This is a genomic window from Streptomyces sp. NBC_00158 (assembly GCF_045160885.1).
In the GTDB taxonomy this organism is placed as follows: domain Bacteria; phylum Actinomycetota; class Actinomycetes; order Streptomycetales; family Streptomycetaceae; genus Streptomyces.
Genome location: NZ_CP108161.1, coordinates 5,382,077 through 5,397,831 on the forward strand (window position 1 = coordinate 5,382,077; position 15,755 = coordinate 5,397,831).

At 71.0% G+C, this 15,755-nt stretch carries 14 protein-coding genes; 13 read left to right on the top strand and 1 reads right to left on the bottom strand.

All coding sequences use genetic code 11. From position 1 onward, the window contains the following. The first annotated feature begins 14 nt into the window (after positions 1–14). From ftsW to OG553_RS24790, 9 genes are all read left to right on the top strand, one after another. Complete coding sequence (gene ftsW, locus OG553_RS24750; RefSeq protein ID WP_405981086.1) at positions 15–1,376, top strand: putative lipid II flippase FtsW; 1,362 nt, start codon at positions 15–17, stop codon at positions 1,374–1,376. A gap of 6 nt (positions 1,377–1,382) precedes the next feature. After that, positions 1,383–2,474 carry an undecaprenyldiphospho-muramoylpentapeptide beta-N-acetylglucosaminyltransferase gene (gene murG, locus OG553_RS24755; RefSeq protein ID WP_405981087.1) on the top strand — a complete coding sequence of 364 codons (1,092 nt, stop codon included), beginning with the start codon at positions 1,383–1,385 and terminating at the stop codon, positions 2,472–2,474. 23 nt (positions 2,475–2,497) lie between these two features. Further along, a complete protein-coding gene (locus OG553_RS24760) occupies positions 2,498–3,355 on the top strand; it encodes a cell division protein FtsQ/DivIB (protein WP_405981088.1) in 858 nt (285 codons plus the stop codon). Positions 3,356–3,643: 288 nt separating this feature from the next. Continuing rightward, a complete protein-coding gene (gene ftsZ, locus OG553_RS24765) occupies positions 3,644–4,846 on the top strand; it encodes a cell division protein FtsZ (protein WP_388935446.1) in 1,203 nt (400 codons plus the stop codon). Further along, positions 4,843–5,574: a peptidoglycan editing factor PgeF gene (gene pgeF / locus OG553_RS24770; RefSeq protein ID WP_405981089.1), complete on the top strand. Its 732-nt coding sequence runs from the start codon at positions 4,843–4,845 to the stop codon at positions 5,572–5,574. Before ftsZ ends, pgeF begins: the two co-directional genes overlap by 4 nt. 3 nt (positions 5,575–5,577) lie before the next feature. Beyond that, complete coding sequence (locus OG553_RS24775) at positions 5,578–6,297, top strand: YggS family pyridoxal phosphate-dependent enzyme (RefSeq protein WP_405981090.1); 720 nt, start codon at positions 5,578–5,580, stop codon at positions 6,295–6,297. 169 nt (positions 6,298–6,466) lie between these two features. Continuing rightward, on the top strand, positions 6,467–7,084 hold the full coding sequence (locus tag OG553_RS24780) for a cell division protein SepF (protein WP_266577714.1): 618 nt from the start codon (positions 6,467–6,469) through the stop codon (positions 7,082–7,084). Positions 7,085–7,144: 60 nt separating this feature from the next. Then, on the top strand, positions 7,145–7,441 hold the full coding sequence (locus OG553_RS24785) for a YggT family protein (protein WP_007263603.1): 297 nt from the start codon (positions 7,145–7,147) through the stop codon (positions 7,439–7,441). An 82-nt stretch (positions 7,442–7,523) separates the two neighbouring features. Further along, positions 7,524–8,741 carry a DivIVA domain-containing protein gene (locus OG553_RS24790; RefSeq protein ID WP_405981091.1) on the top strand — a complete coding sequence of 406 codons (1,218 nt, stop codon included), beginning with the start codon at positions 7,524–7,526 and terminating at the stop codon, positions 8,739–8,741. Between the two features lie 260 nt (positions 8,742–9,001). On the opposite strand, the gene ileS is transcribed toward OG553_RS24790, so the two are convergent. Further along, complete coding sequence (ileS, locus tag OG553_RS24795; protein WP_405981092.1) at positions 9,002–12,148, bottom strand: isoleucine--tRNA ligase; 3,147 nt, start codon at positions 12,146–12,148, stop codon at positions 9,002–9,004. Positions 12,149–12,704: 556 nt separating this feature from the next. Here ileS and OG553_RS24800 point away from each other — a divergent pair. The 4 genes from OG553_RS24800 (at position 12,705) to OG553_RS24815 (ending at position 15,727) form a co-directional block, all read left to right on the top strand. Beyond that, the gene (locus OG553_RS24800; protein ID WP_405981093.1) at positions 12,705–13,625 is read left to right on the top strand and encodes a TraR/DksA family transcriptional regulator; all 921 of its coding nucleotides are present in this window, start codon (positions 12,705–12,707) and stop codon (positions 13,623–13,625) included. An 86-nt stretch (positions 13,626–13,711) separates the two neighbouring features. Then, positions 13,712–14,278, top strand: coding sequence for a signal peptidase II (gene lspA, locus OG553_RS24805; RefSeq protein WP_401252788.1), 567 nt, complete (start codon positions 13,712–13,714; stop codon positions 14,276–14,278). 52 nt (positions 14,279–14,330) lie between these two features. Then, positions 14,331–15,272: an RluA family pseudouridine synthase gene (locus OG553_RS24810; RefSeq protein ID WP_405981094.1), complete on the top strand. Its 942-nt coding sequence runs from the start codon at positions 14,331–14,333 to the stop codon at positions 15,270–15,272. Beyond that, positions 15,269–15,727 carry a GNAT family N-acetyltransferase gene (locus tag OG553_RS24815; protein ID WP_405981095.1) on the top strand — a complete coding sequence of 153 codons (459 nt, stop codon included), beginning with the start codon at positions 15,269–15,271 and terminating at the stop codon, positions 15,725–15,727. Before OG553_RS24810 ends, OG553_RS24815 begins: the two co-directional genes overlap by 4 nt. Positions 15,728–15,755 lie beyond the last annotated feature (28 nt).

The following is a 15,755-nucleotide window of genomic DNA, read 5'->3' on the forward strand; positions in this document are numbered from 1 at the left end:
GGGGAAGAACACAGATGCCGGCCAAGCAGATGCTGCCGGGGCGGCGGCCCGCCGCCGTCAAGGCGCAGGGCCGCAAACGCCCGGGGGGCGGTGCCAGACGGCCCGCCGGGCGCGGGCCGCTGTCCGGGCTGCGGCGCACGCAGCGGCAGTTGAGCAAGGCCTGGGACCGCCCGCTCACGGCGTACTACCTGATCTTCGGCAGCTCGCTGCTCATCACCGTGCTCGGGCTGGTGATGGTCTACTCGGCCTCCATGATCAAGGCGCTCCAGCTGGGCCTGGGCGACGCCTACTTCTTCAAGAAGCAGTTCCTGGCCGCCCTGATCGGCGGCGTCCTGCTCTTCGCCGCCTCCCGGATGCCGGTCAAACTGCACCGGGCGCTGTCCTATCCGGTGCTCGCCGGCACCCTGTTCCTGATGGTCCTGGTCCAGGTCCCCGGGATAGGGGTCTCGATCAACGGCAACCAGAACTGGATCTCCCTGGGCGGCCCGTTCATGCTCCAGCCCAGCGAGTTCGGCAAGCTCGCGCTCATCCTGTGGGGCGCCGACCTGCTGGCCCGCAAGGGCGACAAGGGCCTGCTGACCCAGTGGAAGCACCTGCTGGTGCCGCTCGTCCCGGTGGCCTTCCTGCTGCTCGGACTCATCATGCTCGGCGGGGACATGGGCACCGCGATGATCCTCGGGGCCGTCCTCTTCGGCCTGTTGTGGCTGGCCGGGGCGCCGACCAGGCTGTTCGTGGGCGTGCTCGCCTTCGCGGGTGTGATCGTCGCACTGCTCATCAAGACCAGCCCGCACCGCATGGACCGGCTCGCCTGCCTCGGGGCGACGGAACCGGGCAAGAACGACCTCTGCTGGCAAGCCGTACACGGGATCTACGCCCTCGCATCGGGCGGATGGTTCGGTTCCGGTCTCGGGGCGAGTGTGGAAAAATGGGGCCAACTGCCGGAAGCCCACACCGACTTCATCTTTGCCATCACAGGTGAGGAACTGGGCCTGGCCGGGACGCTGTCGGTGCTCGCCCTGTTCGCGGCTCTAGGCTATGCGGGTATCCGCGTGGCCGGACGCACGGAGGACTCCTTCGTACGGTATGCCGCGGGAGGCGTGACCACCTGGATCACGGCCCAGGCCGTGATCAACATCGGTGCGGTGCTCGGCCTGCTGCCGATCGCCGGGGTCCCCCTCCCGCTGTTCTCCTACGGGGGGTCGGCCCTGCTGCCGACCATGTTCGCGGTCGGACTGCTCATCGCGTTCGCGCGGGAGGAACCGGCGGCGCGGGCGGCGCTCGCGATGCGACAGCCGAGAGCCGGCTGGAAGCGGAGCGGGCCCATATGGAAGTCGATGAGACGGCGCGTCAAGAGGCGTCCGTCCGGAGAGCGGTGAATTTCGGTGCATGTCGTACTCGCCGGTGGGGGGACCGCCGGCCACATCGAGCCGGCGCTGGCCCTCGCGGACGCACTGCGCAGGCAGGACCCGACCGTGGGCATCACCGCCCTCGGCACGGAACGGGGCCTTGAGACCCGCCTGGTACCGGAGCGCGGCTACGAGCTGGGCCTGATCCCCGCCGTGCCGCTGCCCCGCAAGCCCACCCCGGAGCTGATCACCGTCCCCGGGCGGCTGCGCGGCACCATCAAGGCCGCCGAGGAGATCCTCGTACGCACCAAGGCCGACGTGGTCGTCGGCTTCGGCGGCTACGTGGCCCTCCCCGGCTACCTGGCCGCCAAGCGCCTCGGGGTCCCGATCATCGTCCACGAGGCCAACGCCCGCCCCGGACTGGCCAACAAGATCGGCTCCCGCTACGCCCACGCCGTCGCCGTCTCCACCCCCGACAGCAAGTTGCGCGGGGCCCGCTACGTGGGCATCCCGCTGCGCCGCTCGATCTCCACCCTCGACCGGGCCGCCGTCCGCCCCGAAGCGCGCGCCGCCTTCGGCCTGGACCCCAACCTGCCGACGCTGCTGGTCTCCGGCGGCTCCCAGGGCGCCCGCCGCCTCAACGAGGTGATCCAGCAGGCCGCGCCGACCCTCCAGCGCTCCGGGATCCAGATCCTGCACGCGGTCGGCCCGAAGAACGAACTGCCGCGTGTCGACAACATGCCCGGGATGCCACCGTATGTGCCGGTACCGTACGTGGACCGGATGGATCTCGCGTACGCCGCCGCCGACATGATGCTGTGTCGCGCGGGTGCGATGACCGTCGCCGAACTCTCCGCCGTCGGACTGCCGGCCGTGTACGTACCGCTGCCCATCGGCAACGGCGAACAGCGGCTCAACGCCCAGCCGGTGGTCAAGGCCGGCGGCGGCCTGCTCGTGGACGACGCGGAACTGACGCCCGACTGGGTGCTCGGCCAGGTCCTCCCGGTGCTGTCCGATCCGCACCGCCTGTACGAGATGTCCCGCGCCGCCTCCGAGTTCGGCCGCCGGGACGCCGACGACCTGCTCGTCGGTCTGGTCTACGAGGCGATTGCGGCTGCACGCAAGTAACCGCAGACCCAGGAGGCACAGGAGTGGCCGGAGCGACGACGGCACAGCGCGGCCCTTCCGGCCGGGGCGGCAAGGGCGGCAAGGGTGCGGACGCAGCCAAAGCACCCAAAGCCCCCAAGCGTCCCAAGTCGTCGAAACCGCCCGCGAGATCCGGCCCGCGCAGGCCCGGCCGCGCACTGCCGCGCCGGGTCCGCGTGCTGGCCACCCTCGCCGCCGCCGTGCTCCTCGCGGCGGGCGTCACCTGGGCGCTGTACGGCTCCTCCTGGCTCCGCGTCGAGACGGTCACGGCCTCCGGCACCGAGGTGCTCACCCCCGAGCAGGTCCTCGGAGCCGCGGCCGTGCCCGTCGGCGCACCCCTCGTGAGCGTCGACACCGACGAGATCGCGGCCCGGGTGCGGGGCAGGCTGCCCCGCATCGATTCGGTCGACGTGGTGCGGTCCTGGCCGCACGGAATCGCCCTGAAGGTGACGGAACGCAAACCGGTCCTGCTCATCAAGAAGGACGGACAGTTCGTCGAAGTGGACGCTTCCGGTGTGCGATTCGACACGGTTCGGCAAGCACCCGCGCACGTTCCGGTCCTCGAACTGGCGGCGGAGGGCTCCCCGAGCGCCCGCCGCTTCGACGCCGAGCGGCTCCTGCGCGAGGCCGTCGCCATCGCCGGGAGCCTCCCCGAGGCCGTCTCCAAGGAGACGCTGCAGGTCACGGTGCGGTCGTACGATTCGGTAGTACTGCAACTCACCCGGGGCCGCACGGTCGTCTGGGGGAGCGGCGAACTGGGTGAGGCCAAAGCCCGGGCTCTTGCGGCCCTGCTGAAGGCCTCGCCCAAGGCTGACCACTTCGACGTGAGCGTCCCCACGGCACCTGCGGTGTCCGGGAGTTGACGTCGAGTCGAACGCCGACGCACCCTGGTTGGCCACCGATACGGGTGATCACATAGGGTGAAAAGAAAAACGGGAGGTTCGGCGTGTTCGTTGAACACGCGCTACTTGTCGACTTAGTGTCCTGTTCGGAAGTCCATGGGGATCCAGCAACATGACACACCCCTAACCCTAAACTTAAGGGTGAGGGTTCGGGTCGGCGCGTACGGACCGTCCCACTTTTCGGCATCAGTCGTCGCTACGCAGGCCCGCGAGGCGGCGACACGTAACTCGAGGCGAGAGGCCTTCGACGTGGCAGCACCGCAGAACTACCTCGCAGTCATCAAGGTCATCGGTGTCGGCGGCGGTGGTGTCAATGCCATCAACCGAATGATCGAGGTCGGTCTCAAGGGCGTCGAGTTCATCGCCATCAACACCGACGCCCAGGCGCTGTTGATGAGCGACGCCGACGTCAAGCTCGACGTCGGCCGTGAACTCACCCGGGGCCTCGGCGCCGGAGCCAACCCGGCCGTCGGCCGCAAGGCGGCAGAGGACCACCGCGAGGAGATCGAGGAGGTCCTCAAGGGGGCCGACATGGTCTTCGTCACCGCCGGCGAGGGCGGCGGCACCGGCACCGGCGGCGCACCCGTCGTCGCCAACATCGCGCGCTCGCTCGGCGCCCTGACGATCGGTGTGGTCACCCGCCCGTTCACCTTCGAGGGCCGGCGCCGCGCGAACCAGGCGGAGGACGGCATCGCCGAGCTCCGCGAAGAGGTCGACACCCTCATCGTCATCCCCAACGACCGGCTGCTGTCCATCTCGGACCGCCAGGTCAGCGTGCTCGACGCCTTCAAGTCGGCCGACCAGGTCCTGCTCTCCGGCGTCCAGGGCATCACCGACCTCATCACCACCCCCGGCCTGATCAACCTCGACTTCGCCGACGTCAAGTCCGTGATGTCCGAGGCCGGCTCGGCCCTGATGGGCATCGGCTCGGCCCGCGGCGACGACCGCGCGGTGGCCGCCGCCGAGATGGCCATCTCCTCGCCGCTGCTGGAGGCGTCCATCGACGGCGCCCGCGGCGTGCTGCTCTCCATCTCCGGTGGCTCGGACCTCGGTCTCTTCGAGATCAACGAGGCCGCGCAGCTGGTGAGCGAGGCCGCGCACCCGGAAGCGAACATCATCTTCGGCGCCGTCATCGACGACGCGCTCGGCGACGAGGTCCGGGTCACCGTCATCGCGGCCGGCTTCGACGGGGGACAGCCCCCGGCCCGCCGGGACAACGTCATCGGCGCCGCGTCCACCAAGCGCGAGGAGCCGGCCCCCGCGCCGGTCCGCGCGCCCGAGCCGGTCCGCCCGGCCTTCGGCGGACTCGGCACGGTCACCCCCCGCGAGGAGCCCCCGGCGCCGGTGGAGATCCCGGTCGAGCCCGTGGCCCCCGCGCCGCAGGTCCCGACGGCCCGGCCCTACCAGGACAGCCCGGCCGAAGAGCTGGACGTACCGGACTTCTTGAAGTGACCCTGGGGCAGCACAGCGAGAACGGCGCCCACTTCGCCTTCACCGACCGGTGGGGCGGGGTGAGCGCCGTTCCGTACGAGGAGCTCAATCTCGGCGGCGCGGTCGGAGACGACGCGGCCGCCGTTCGCGCGAACCGGGCGATCGCGGCCCAGGCCATGGGCATCGAGCCGGACCTGGTGGTCTGGATGAACCAGGTGCACGGCCGGGACGTGGCGGTGGTCGACGGCCCCTGGGCCGCCGGCGCCGACGTCCCCTCCGTGGACGCGGTGGTGACCGCACGCCGGGGGCTCGCCCTCGCGGTGCTCACGGCCGACTGCACGCCGGTCCTGCTGGCCGACCCCGTCGCCGGGGTCGCCGGCGCCGCCCACGCCGGGCGGCCCGGACTGGTCGCGGGGGTGGTGCCCGCCGCCGTCGAGGCGATGACCGCCCTCGGCGCCGACCCGGCGCGGATCGTCGCCCGTACCGGACCGGCCGTCTGCGGCCGCTGCTACGAGGTGCCGGCCGAGATGCGGGAGGCCGTCGCCGAGGTGGTGCCGGCCGCGTGGGCCGAGACCAGCTGGGGGACACCGGCCGTCGACGTGGTCGCCGGGGTGCACGCCCAGCTGGCGGAGGCGGGGGTGGCGCACGCGCACCGCTCCCCGGTCTGCACACTGGAGTCGCGGGACCACTTCTCGTACCGCCGCGACCGGGTGACCGGGCGGCTTGCCGGATATGTCTGGTTGGACTGACGAATGACGGATCGTAAGGCCGAGCTCGCGGAGAACCTCGCGCGGGTCGAGGAGCGCATCGCGACCGCCTGCGCGGCGGCCGGACGCGGGCGGGAGGAGGTGACCCTCATCGTGGTCACCAAGACCTACCCGGCGAGCGACGTACGACTGCTGGCGGACCTGGGTGTCCGTCATGTTGCGGAAAATCGGGACCAGGACGCCGCCCCCAAGGCGGCCGCCTGTGCGGATCTGCCGCTGAGCTGGCACTTCGTGGGCCAGTTGCAGACGAACAAAGTCCGTTCCGTGGCGGGATACGCGCACGTGGTGCAGTCGGTCGACCGGCCGAAGCTCGTCACCGCCCTGTCGGCGGCGGCGGAGGCGCAGGGGCGCGAGCTCGGCTGCCTCGTTCAGATCGCGCTCGACGCGGAGTCGGGCGAGCGGGGGGTCCGCGGCGGCGCGGCACCGGACCTGATGGCGGAGTTGGCGGACCTCGTCGCCGGCGCGCCGGGGCTGCGGATCGACGGCCTCATGACCGTCGCCCCCCTGGCGGGCCCCTACGCGGGACGCGAACGGGCCGCCTTCGAGCGGATGATGGAATTGTCATCCGGCCTGCGCGCGGCCCATCCGGCTGCCACGATGGTGTCGGCCGGGATGAGCGCCGACCTGGAGCAGGCCGTGCTGGCGGGTGCGACACATGTACGCGTCGGCACTGCGGTACTCGGCGCGAGACCCCGCCTCGGGTAACGTCGCGAAGAAAGTCGGACCACAGCAGAAAATATGGTCATTTCCGCAGATGAGCGGACAGACCACGTGGATCGCGGGCAGTTGGTGACTTTGGTGACACAGCTACTTTGCTGACGGACACTCGACACCTGCGACAGGGCGATCCACCACAGAGCGGAGGACTCGGAGAATGGCCGGCGCGATGCGCAAGATGGCGGTCTACCTCGGCCTCGTGGAGGACGACCGGTACGACAACCCGGGGTACGACCCCGACGACGAGTTCGAGCCCGAACCGGAACCGGAGCGGGCCCGAGACCGGGATCGTAGACAGCAGCCGGTGCACCAATCGCCCGTAACGGACGAACCGGTACGAGCTGTACAGCCGCCGGCTCCGCGCGAACCCCTCCCAATTCCGTCAGAAAACGGACGTCCCGCGCGAATTGCCCCCGTGGCATCCATCACACCTGACCGCACCAACCTGGAGAAGAACGCCCCCGTGATCATGCCCAAGGTCGTCTCCGAGCGGGAGCCGTACCGCATCACGACGCTGCACCCCCGGACCTACAACGAGGCCCGTACCATCGGGGAACACTTCCGTGAGGGCACCCCGGTGATCATGAATCTGACGGAGATGGACGACACGGACGCGAAGCGTCTCGTCGACTTCGCCGCCGGTCTCGTCTTCGGCCTGCACGGCAGTATTGAACGCGTGACACAGAAGGTGTTCCTGCTGTCTCCTGCTAACGTCGATGTCACGGCGGAGGACAAGGCCCGCATCGCGGAGGGCGGGTTCTTCAACCAAAGCTAGACCGATCCGTCAGAAACGGGACCGGGAACAGAGCGGAAGCAGGGGAGAGGGAAGCACGGGATGGGCGTCGCACTGCAGGTGGTCTACATCGCGCTGATGTGCTTCCTCATCGTGCTGATCTTCCGACTGGTCATGGACTACGTGTTCCAGTTCGCACGTTCATGGGCACCCGGCAAGGCGATGGTGGTCGTTCTGGAGGCCACCTACACTGTCACCGATCCACCGCTCAAGCTTCTTCGGCGCTTCATCCCGCCGTTGCGTCTCGGGGGCGTGGCACTCGACCTGTCCTTCTTCGTTCTGATGATCATCGTTTACATCCTCATCAGCTTCGTGAGCACCGCTGCGAGAAGCGTGTGAACGATGAGCTCCCCCGCAGGCGCGGGGACAGTCCCGATACGGTCCTGCCGACTGCCGACGACTACGTAGAGGTGAAGAAGACATGCCGCTGACTCCCGAGGACGTGCGGAACAAGCAGTTCACGACCGTCCGCCTGCGAGAAGGCTATGACGAGGACGAGGTCGACGCCTTCCTCGACGAGGTCGAGTCCGAGCTGACCCGTCTGCTGCGCGAGAACGAGGACCTGCGCGCCAAGCTGGCCGCCGCCACGCGCGCCGCCGCGCAGAACCAGCAGCAGCAGAACATGCGCAAGCCCGAGCCCCAGGACCAGCGCCCCGGCGCCCCCGTGCCGGCGGCCATATCCGGCCCGCCGCAGCAGCAGCAGCAGCAGCCGCAGATGGGCCCGCCGCAGCTCCCGCCGGGCCCCGGCGGGAACGGACCGCAGGGTCCGGGCCCGATGGGCGGCCCCATGCAGCAGCAGTCCATGGGTGGCCAGCACCCGATGGCGCCGCAGCAGCAGCAGATGGGCCAGCCCCCCATGCAGCAGCAGATGCAGCAGCAGTCCATGGGCGGCCAGAACCAGCTCGGCCAGCAGATCCAGCCGATGGGCCAGCAGATGCAGCCGATGGGGCAGCAGATGCAGCCCATGGGCCAGCAGATGCAGCCCATGCAGCAGATGCAGCAGCCGCAGCTCCCGCAGCAGGGCCCCGGCGGCGACAGCGCCGCCCGCGTCCTGTCGCTCGCGCAGCAGACCGCCGACCAGGCGATCGCGGAGGCCCGCTCCGAGGCCAACAAGATCGTCGGCGAGGCGCGCAGCCGCGCCGAGGGCCTGGAGCGGGACGCCCGCGCCAAGGCCGACGCGCTGGAGCGGGACGCCCAGGAGAAGCACCGCGTCGCGATGGGCTCCCTGGAGTCCGCCCGCGCCACGCTGGAGCGCAAGGTCGAGGACCTGCGGGGCTTCGAGCGCGAGTACCGTACGCGTCTGAAGTCCTACCTGGAGTCGCAGCTGCGCCAGCTGGAGACCCAGGCCGACGACTCCCTCGCGCCGCCGCGCACCCCGGCCGGCCCGGCCCTGCCGCCGTCGCCGTCCCCGTCGATGGCTCCGGCCGGTGCCATGGGCATGGGTGGCCCGTCCCCGATGGGCGGTCCGTCGCCCATGGGCGGCCCCTCCCCGATGGCCGGCGGCCCGTCCTACGGCGGCCAGCAGCAGATGTCCCCGGCGATGACGCAGCCGATGGCTCCGGTGCGGCCGGCTGCGCCGCAGCCGATGCAGGCGCCGTCTCCCATGCGGGGCTTCCTGATCGACGAGGACGACAACTGACGTAGCCGTCGGCAGTCACCACGGGCCGGGCCCGGTTCCCCCACGGGGGCACCGGGCCCGGCCCGTTTTGCCGTTCGGGTGGCCGGGGCCGGTGGGTCGGGTGCGGGTTGTGTGCCGCTGCGCGGGGCGAGGTCCCCTACCCTCCCCCAGACTCCGTCCGGGGGAGGGTAGGGGACCGGCCCCGCGCAGCGGCTACCAGCGGCGGGAACGGCGAAGCGGCCCGCACCCCCGGCGGGGGTGCGGGCCGCTTCGGCCTGGGGCTACGCCTTGCGGAGGCGGAACGTCAGGGAGAGGGACTCGTCCGTGAACGGGGCTCCGAAGGAGCCGTCGGCTTCGCCGGACGCGTAGTCCGTGGCGAGGACCTCGTCCGAGATCAGGGCCGCGTGGTCCGTCAGGGCCGTCACGACCTCCGGGTCCGACGAGGACCACCGCAGGGCGATGCGGTCCGCCACGTCCAGGCCGGAGTTCTTCCGGGCCTCCTGGATCAGCCGGATCGCGTCACGGGCCAGGCCCGCCAGCCGCAGCTCCGGGGTGATCTCCAGGTCGAGGGCGACCGTCGCACCGGAGTCCGAGGCCACCGACCAGCCCTCGCGCGGGGTCTCGGTGATGATGACCTCCTCCGGGGAGAGGGAGATCTCCTCGCCGTTCAGCGTGATGGTCGCCGAGCCGGACCGCAGGGCCAGCGACAGCGCGGCCGCGTCCGCCGCGGCCACGGCCTTCGCGACGTCCTGGACGCCCTTGCCGAAGCGCTTGCCCAGCGCCCGGAAGTTGGCCTTGGCCGTGGTGTCCACCAGCGAGCCGCCGACCTCGGACAGGGAGGCCAGGGAGGAGACGTTCAGCTCCTCCGTGATCTGCGCCTGGAGCTCCGGGGACAGGGCGTCGAAGCCCACCGCCCCGACCAGCGCGCGCGACAGCGGCTGGCGGGTCTTGACTCCGGACTCGGCGCGGGTGGCGCGGCCCAGCTCCACGAGCCGGCGCACCAGCAGCATCTGCTGCGAGAGGACCGGGTCGATCGCCGAGGCGTCGGCCACCGGCCAGGTGGACAGGTGCACCGACTCCGGCGCGTCCGGGGTGACCGGAACGATCATGTCCTGCCAGACCCGCTCCGTGATGAAGGGGGTCAGCGGGGCCATCAGGCGGGTCACCGTCTCGACCACGTCGTGCAGCGTGCGCAGCGCGGCCGCATCGCCCTGCCAGAACCGGCGGCGCGAGCGGCGCACGTACCAGTTGGACAGGTCGTCCACGAAGGCGGAGAGCAGCTTGCCCGCGCGCTGGGTGTCGTAGGCCTCCATCGCGTCCGTGACCTCGGAGACGAGGGTGTGGAGCTCGGAGAGCAGCCAGCGGTCCAGGACCGTGCGGTCGGCCGGCGCCGGGTCGGCGGCGGAGGGCGCCCAGTTCGACGTACGGGCGTACAGGGCCTGGAAGGCCACCGTGTTCCAGTACGTGAGGAGCGTCTTGCGGACGACCTCCTGGATCGTGCCGTGGCCGACGCGGCGCGCCGCCCACGGGGAGCCGCCGGCCGCCATGAACCAGCGCACCGCGTCGGCGCCGTGCTGGTCCATGAGCGGGATCGGCTGGAGGATGTTGCCCAGGTGCTTGGACATCTTGCGGCCGTCCTCGGCGAGGATGTGGCCCAGGCAGACCACGTTCTCGTAGGACGACTTGTCGAAGACGAGGGTGCCGACCGCCATCAGCGTGTAGAACCAGCCGCGCGTCTGGTCGATGGCCTCCGAGATGAACTGCGCCGGGTAGCGCTTCTCGAAGATCTCCTTGTTCTTGTACGGGTAGCCCCACTGCGCGAACGGCATCGAGCCCGAGTCGTACCAGGCGTCGATGACCTCCGGGACGCGGACGGCGGTCAGGGAGCAGCCCTCGGCCGTGCAGGGGAAGGTCACGTCGTCGATGTACGGGCGGTGCGGGTCCAGGGCCGAGTGGTCCTGCCCGGACAGCTCGCTCAGCTCCGCGCGGGAGCCGACGCAGGTGAGGTGGTCCTCCTCGCAGCGCCAGATCGGCAGCGGGGTGCCCCAGTAGCGGTTGCGGGAGAGAGCCCAGTCGATGTTGTTGTTCAGCCAGTCGCCGAAGCGGCCCTGCTTGACCGAGTCCGGGAACCAGTTCGTCTTCTCGTTCTCCCGCAGCATCGCGTCCTTGACGGCGGTGGTGCGGACGTACCAGGACGGCTGCGCGTAGTAGAGCAGCGCGGTGTGGCAGCGCCAGCAGTGCGGGTAGCTGTGCTCGTAGGCGATGTGCTTGAAGAGCAGGCCGCGCGCGTCCAGGTCGGCGGTCAGGCGCTCGTCGGCCTTCTTGAAGAAGACGCCGCCGACCAGCGGGACCTCCTCCTCGAAGGTGCCGTCGGCGCGGACCGGGTTCACGACCGGCATGCCGTACGCGCGGCAGACCGCGAGGTCGTCGGCGCCGAAGGCCGGAGCCTGGTGCACCAGACCGGTGCCGTCCTCGGTGGTGACGTACTCGGCGTTGACCACGTAGTGGGCCGGCTCGGGGAACTCGACCAGCTCGAAGGGGCGCTGGTAGGCCCAGCGCTCCATCTCCTTGCCGGTGAAGGACTGGCCGGTGGCCTCCCAGCCCTCGCCGAGAGCCTTCTCCAGCAGCGGCTGGGCGACGACCAGCTTCTCGTTGCCGTCCGTGGCGACCACGTACGTGACCTCGGGGTGGGCCGCGACGGCGGTGTTGGAGACCAGGGTCCAGGGGGTGGTGGTCCACACGACCAGCGCCGCCTCGCCGGCCAGCGGGCCGGAGGTCAGCGGGAAGCGGACGTAGACGGAGGGGTCGACGACCGTCTCGTAGCCCTGGGCGAGCTCGTGGTCCGACAGGCCGGTGCCGCAGCGCGGGCACCAGGGGGCCACGCGGTGGTCCTGGGTGAGCAGGCCCTTGTTGAAGATCTCCTTCAGCGACCACCAGACGGACTCGACGTACTCGGGGTCCATGGTCCGGTAGGCGTCGTCCAGGTCGACCCAGTAGCCCATGCGGGTCGTGAGCTCGGTGAACGCGTCGGTGTGGCGGGTCACGGACTCGCGGCACTTGGCGTTGAACTCGGCGATGCCGTACGCCTCGATGTCCTGCTTGCCGTTGAAGCCCAGTTCCTTCTCGACGGCCAGCTCCACGGGCAGGCCGTGGCAGTCCCAGCCGGCCTTGCGGGCCACGTGGTAGCCGCGCATGGTACGGAAGCGGGGGAAGACGTCCTTGAAGACGCGGGCCTCGATGTGGTGCGCGCCGGGCATGCCGTTCGCGGTCGGCGGGCCCTCGTAGAAGACCCACTCGGGGCGGCCCTCGGACTGCTCAAGCGTCTTGGCGAAGGTCTTGCTCTCGCGCCAGAAGTCGAGGACGGCGTGTTCCAGGGCGGGCAGGTCGACCTGGGCGGGTACCGGACGGTACTGGGGCGGTGTGGTCATGAGGCTGAACTCTTCCTCCGGCGGGGTGTCACTTCCGTCCGGAGGGACGAGAGCGTCTGCTGCTCCCGCGGTACCACCCTCCTTGGCCTCCGGACGGGTCCGGCGGCCCCCTCATTGGGGTGCGAAGCCGGTTCTACTCGCCGTACGGGGATCCGTGCGGGCTTTCTTCCGGCGGCTCCGGGGTGATCCTTCACGTCGCGCTCGCCCCCGGGCTCTCACCGTCCCCGGGTCGCTCCTGGCTGCGTCCGACGCTACTCGTCCCCATCCATGCCTTTCGCTGCGCCCAGTGTACGGGCCGGGGCGCGGGTCGGCAGACCGCTTTTGCGGGGCCCGGCGGCGCGTCGCGGGGCGGGTGGCGGCGTGACCCGGATGGGCTGACGGGCGGCTTGGGGATCCACCGGGGCGGGTGGGGCGGATTACGGGGCTCCCCGCTGGGCACAACGGATGCAGGTTGACCTCGACGGACGCGTGCCCCGTTGCCGTGGGGTCGGAGGCGATTTATCGTTCCGGCACGATCTGCGAACAAGATCACAGTATGTGAAAAGGGGCCGCGGGCATGGTGGCGAAGAAGACGGGGACACGGGAGGTGGCCGAGCCCGCGGTCGAGGAAGCGGCGGCCGAGGCGGCCCCGGCCGGGAAGACGGCTGCCAAGAAGGCCCCGGCCAAGACGGCAGCGGCCAAGAAGGCGCCGGCCAAGAAGGCGCCGGCCAAGAAGACCCCGGCCAAGAAGGCGGCGGCTGCGGAGGCTCCGGCCAAGAAGGCGGCGGCCAAGAAGGCTCCGGCCAAGAAGGCGGCGGCTGCGGAGGCTCCGGCCAAGAAGGCGGCGGCCAAGAAGGCTCCGGCCAAGAAGGCGGCGGCCGCGGCGGCTCCGGCAGAGAAGACGGCGGTGGCCGGGAAGACGGCGGCCGGGCGTACCACGAGCAAGGCCGCGGCCAAGACGGTCGCGTCCGAGGGGGCGGCCCCGGCCGCGCGGAAGACGGGAGCTCGGAAAGTGGTTGCCAAGAAGACTGCGGGTACGGCCAGGAAGACGGCCGGAACCGCCACCAGCGGGCTCCCCAGGGTGAAGGCCGCCACGGCCCCCGGCGAACTCGCCGTCCGCCAGGGGGAGGACCCCTGGACCCCCGAGGAGGTCGCGGAGGCGCGGGCCGAGCTGGAGAGCGAGGTGCTGCGGCTGCGGGCCGAGCTGGACGCCTCCGAGGTCGCCATCTCCGGCCTGATGCGGGACTCCGGCGACGGCGCGGGCGACGACCAGGCCGACACCGGCACCAAGAACATCACCCGGGAGTCCGAGCTGGCCCTCGCCGCGAACGCCACCTCGATGCTGGAACAGACCGAGCGGGCCCTGGAGCGGCTGGAGGCGGGCACGTACGGCCTCTGCGAGAACTGCGGCCGGCCCATCGGCAAGGCGCGCATGCAGGCCTTCCCTAGGGCGACGCTGTGCGTGGACTGCAAGCAGAAGCAGGAGCGCAGGCACTAGCCAGGACCTACGCGTACTGACGTACTCTCGTGTCTCGTCGGGATGAAGGTTCCCGTACCTGGTTCGAGCTAGTTCGAGGGACTCACGTGGCAGAGGCGGAGCGCATCATCGGTATGCCGGAGGTCGGGGACGACGCCGAGCCGCAGTCGGAGCCCGCCGCGCCCCGGGGGCGCAGGCGGATCGCGGCGCTGCTGGTCGTCGCGGTGCTCGCGTACCTGCTCGACCTCGGCAGCAAGATGGTCGTCGTGGCCAAGCTGGAGCACCAGCCGCCGATCGAGATCATCGGCGAGTGGCTGAAGTTCTCCGCCATCCGCAACCCCGGCGCCGCCTTCGGCTTCGGCGAGGCCTTCACGATCATCTTCACCGTGATCGCGGCGACCGTGATCGTGGTGATCGTCCGGCTGGCCCGCAAGCTGTACAGCCTGCCGTGGGCGATCGCCCTGGGCCTGTTGCTGGGCGGTGCGCTGGGCAACCTCACCGACCGGATCTTCCGTTCGCCGGGCGTTTTCCGGGGCGCGGTCGTCGACTTCATCGCGCCGGCCCACTTCGCCGTGTTCAACCTGGCGGACTCGGCGATCGTGTGCGGCGGGATCCTGATCGTCCTGCTGTCCTTCAAGGGCCTGGACCCGGACGGCACCGTCCACAAGGACTGATCGCGGAGCCCGGGCGGGCGTGCTCCTCTGCCGAGTCCTGCATACTCGACAGGTGAGTACGATTCCCGAGATCCGCACCCTGCCCGTTCCCGATGGCCTCGAAGGCGAGCGCGTCGACGCCGCCATCGCCCGTATGTTCGGTTTCTCCCGGACGAAGGCGGCCGAGCTGGCGGCGGAGGGGAAGGTCTCGGTCGACGGCAGCGTCGTCGGCAAGTCCGAGCGCGTCCACGGCGGCGCCTGGCTGGAAGTCGAGATGCCCGCCCCGCCGCGGCCCGTCGAGCTCGTGGCCGAGCCCGTGCCCGGCATGGAGATCATCCACGACGACGACGACATCGTCGTCATCATGAAGCCGGTCGGCGTCGCCGCCCACCCGAGCCCCGGCTGGACCGGCACCACCGTCATCGGCGGCCTCGCCGCCGCCGGCTACCGGATCTCCACCTCCGGCGCCTCCGAGCGCCAGGGCATCGTGCACCGCCTCGACGTCGGCACCTCCGGCCTGATGGCCGTGGCCAAGTCCGAGCGCGCCTACACCTCGCTGAAGAACCAGTTCCGCGAGCGGGTCGTCGACAAGCGCTACCACGCGCTGGTGCAGGGCCACCCGGACCCGATGAGCGGCACCATCGACGCGCCGATCGGGCGCCACCCCAGCGCCGACTACAAGTGGGCGGTGACCCAGGACGGCAAGGCGTCGGTCACCCACTACGACCTCATCGAGGCGTTCCGGGCCGCGTCGCTGCTGGACATCAAGCTGGAGACGGGCCGCACGCACCAGATCCGCGTGCACATGTCCGCGCACCGCCACCCCTGCGTCGGCGACCTGACCTACGGGGCCGACCCGACCGTCGCGAAGCGGCTGGGCCTGACCCGGCAGTGGCTGCACGCGGTGCGGCTCGGCTTCGAGCACCCCGCCGACGGGCAGTGGGTGGAGTTCGAGAGCGGCTACCCGGCGGACCTGCAGCACGCGCTGGACGTCATCCGGGCCGAGAGCCAGTGATCTCCGTCCGGCTGGCCTCCTCGGAGGCCGACCTGGCGGCCTGCTACTCCGTGCGGACCGAGGTGTTCGTGGTGGAGCAGTCCGTGCCGGAATCGATCGAGTACGACGCGTACGACGCGGTCGCGGTGCACGTGCTGGCCACCGGCCCGGACGGGGAGCCGCTGGGTACCGGCCGGCTGCTGTACGGGCCCGAGGCCCTGTCCAAGACAGGCTCCCCGGAGGTCGGCTCCCTGGGCCGGCTGGCCGTACGCAAGTCCGCGCGCGGGCTCGGCGTCGGGGTGGCGCTGGTCCGTGCGATCGAGGCGGAGGCCGGGCGGCGGGGGCTGGCGGTGGTCTCGCTGGGGGCGCAGACGCATGCGCTGGGCTTCTACGAGCGGCTGGGGTACGAGGCGTACGGGGCGGAGTTCGAGGACGCGGGTATTCCGCACCGGGCGATGCGCAAGGCTCTGCCGTAGCGGGGTAGGCCGGCCGCTGCGCGGGGCC

Bases quoted from the DNA above. Each gene is read 5' to 3' on its own strand.
- ftsW (WP_405981086.1), top strand. From the start codon at position 15: ATGCCGGCCAAGCAGATGCTGCCGGGGCGGCGGCCCGCCGCCGTCAAG.
- OG553_RS24775 (WP_405981090.1), top strand. From the start codon at position 5,578: ATGACGGATCGTAAGGCCGAGCTCGCGGAGAACCTCGCGCGGGTCGAG.
- OG553_RS24780 (WP_266577714.1), top strand. From the start codon at position 6,467: ATGGCCGGCGCGATGCGCAAGATGGCGGTCTACCTCGGCCTCGTGGAG.
- OG553_RS24785 (WP_007263603.1), top strand. From the start codon at position 7,145: ATGGGCGTCGCACTGCAGGTGGTCTACATCGCGCTGATGTGCTTCCTC.
- OG553_RS24790 (WP_405981091.1), top strand. From the start codon at position 7,524: ATGCCGCTGACTCCCGAGGACGTGCGGAACAAGCAGTTCACGACCGTC.
- ileS (WP_405981092.1), bottom strand. From the start codon at position 12,148: ATGACCACACCGCCCCAGTACCGTCCGGTACCCGCCCAGGTCGACCTG.
- OG553_RS24800 (WP_405981093.1), top strand. From the start codon at position 12,705: ATGGTGGCGAAGAAGACGGGGACACGGGAGGTGGCCGAGCCCGCGGTC.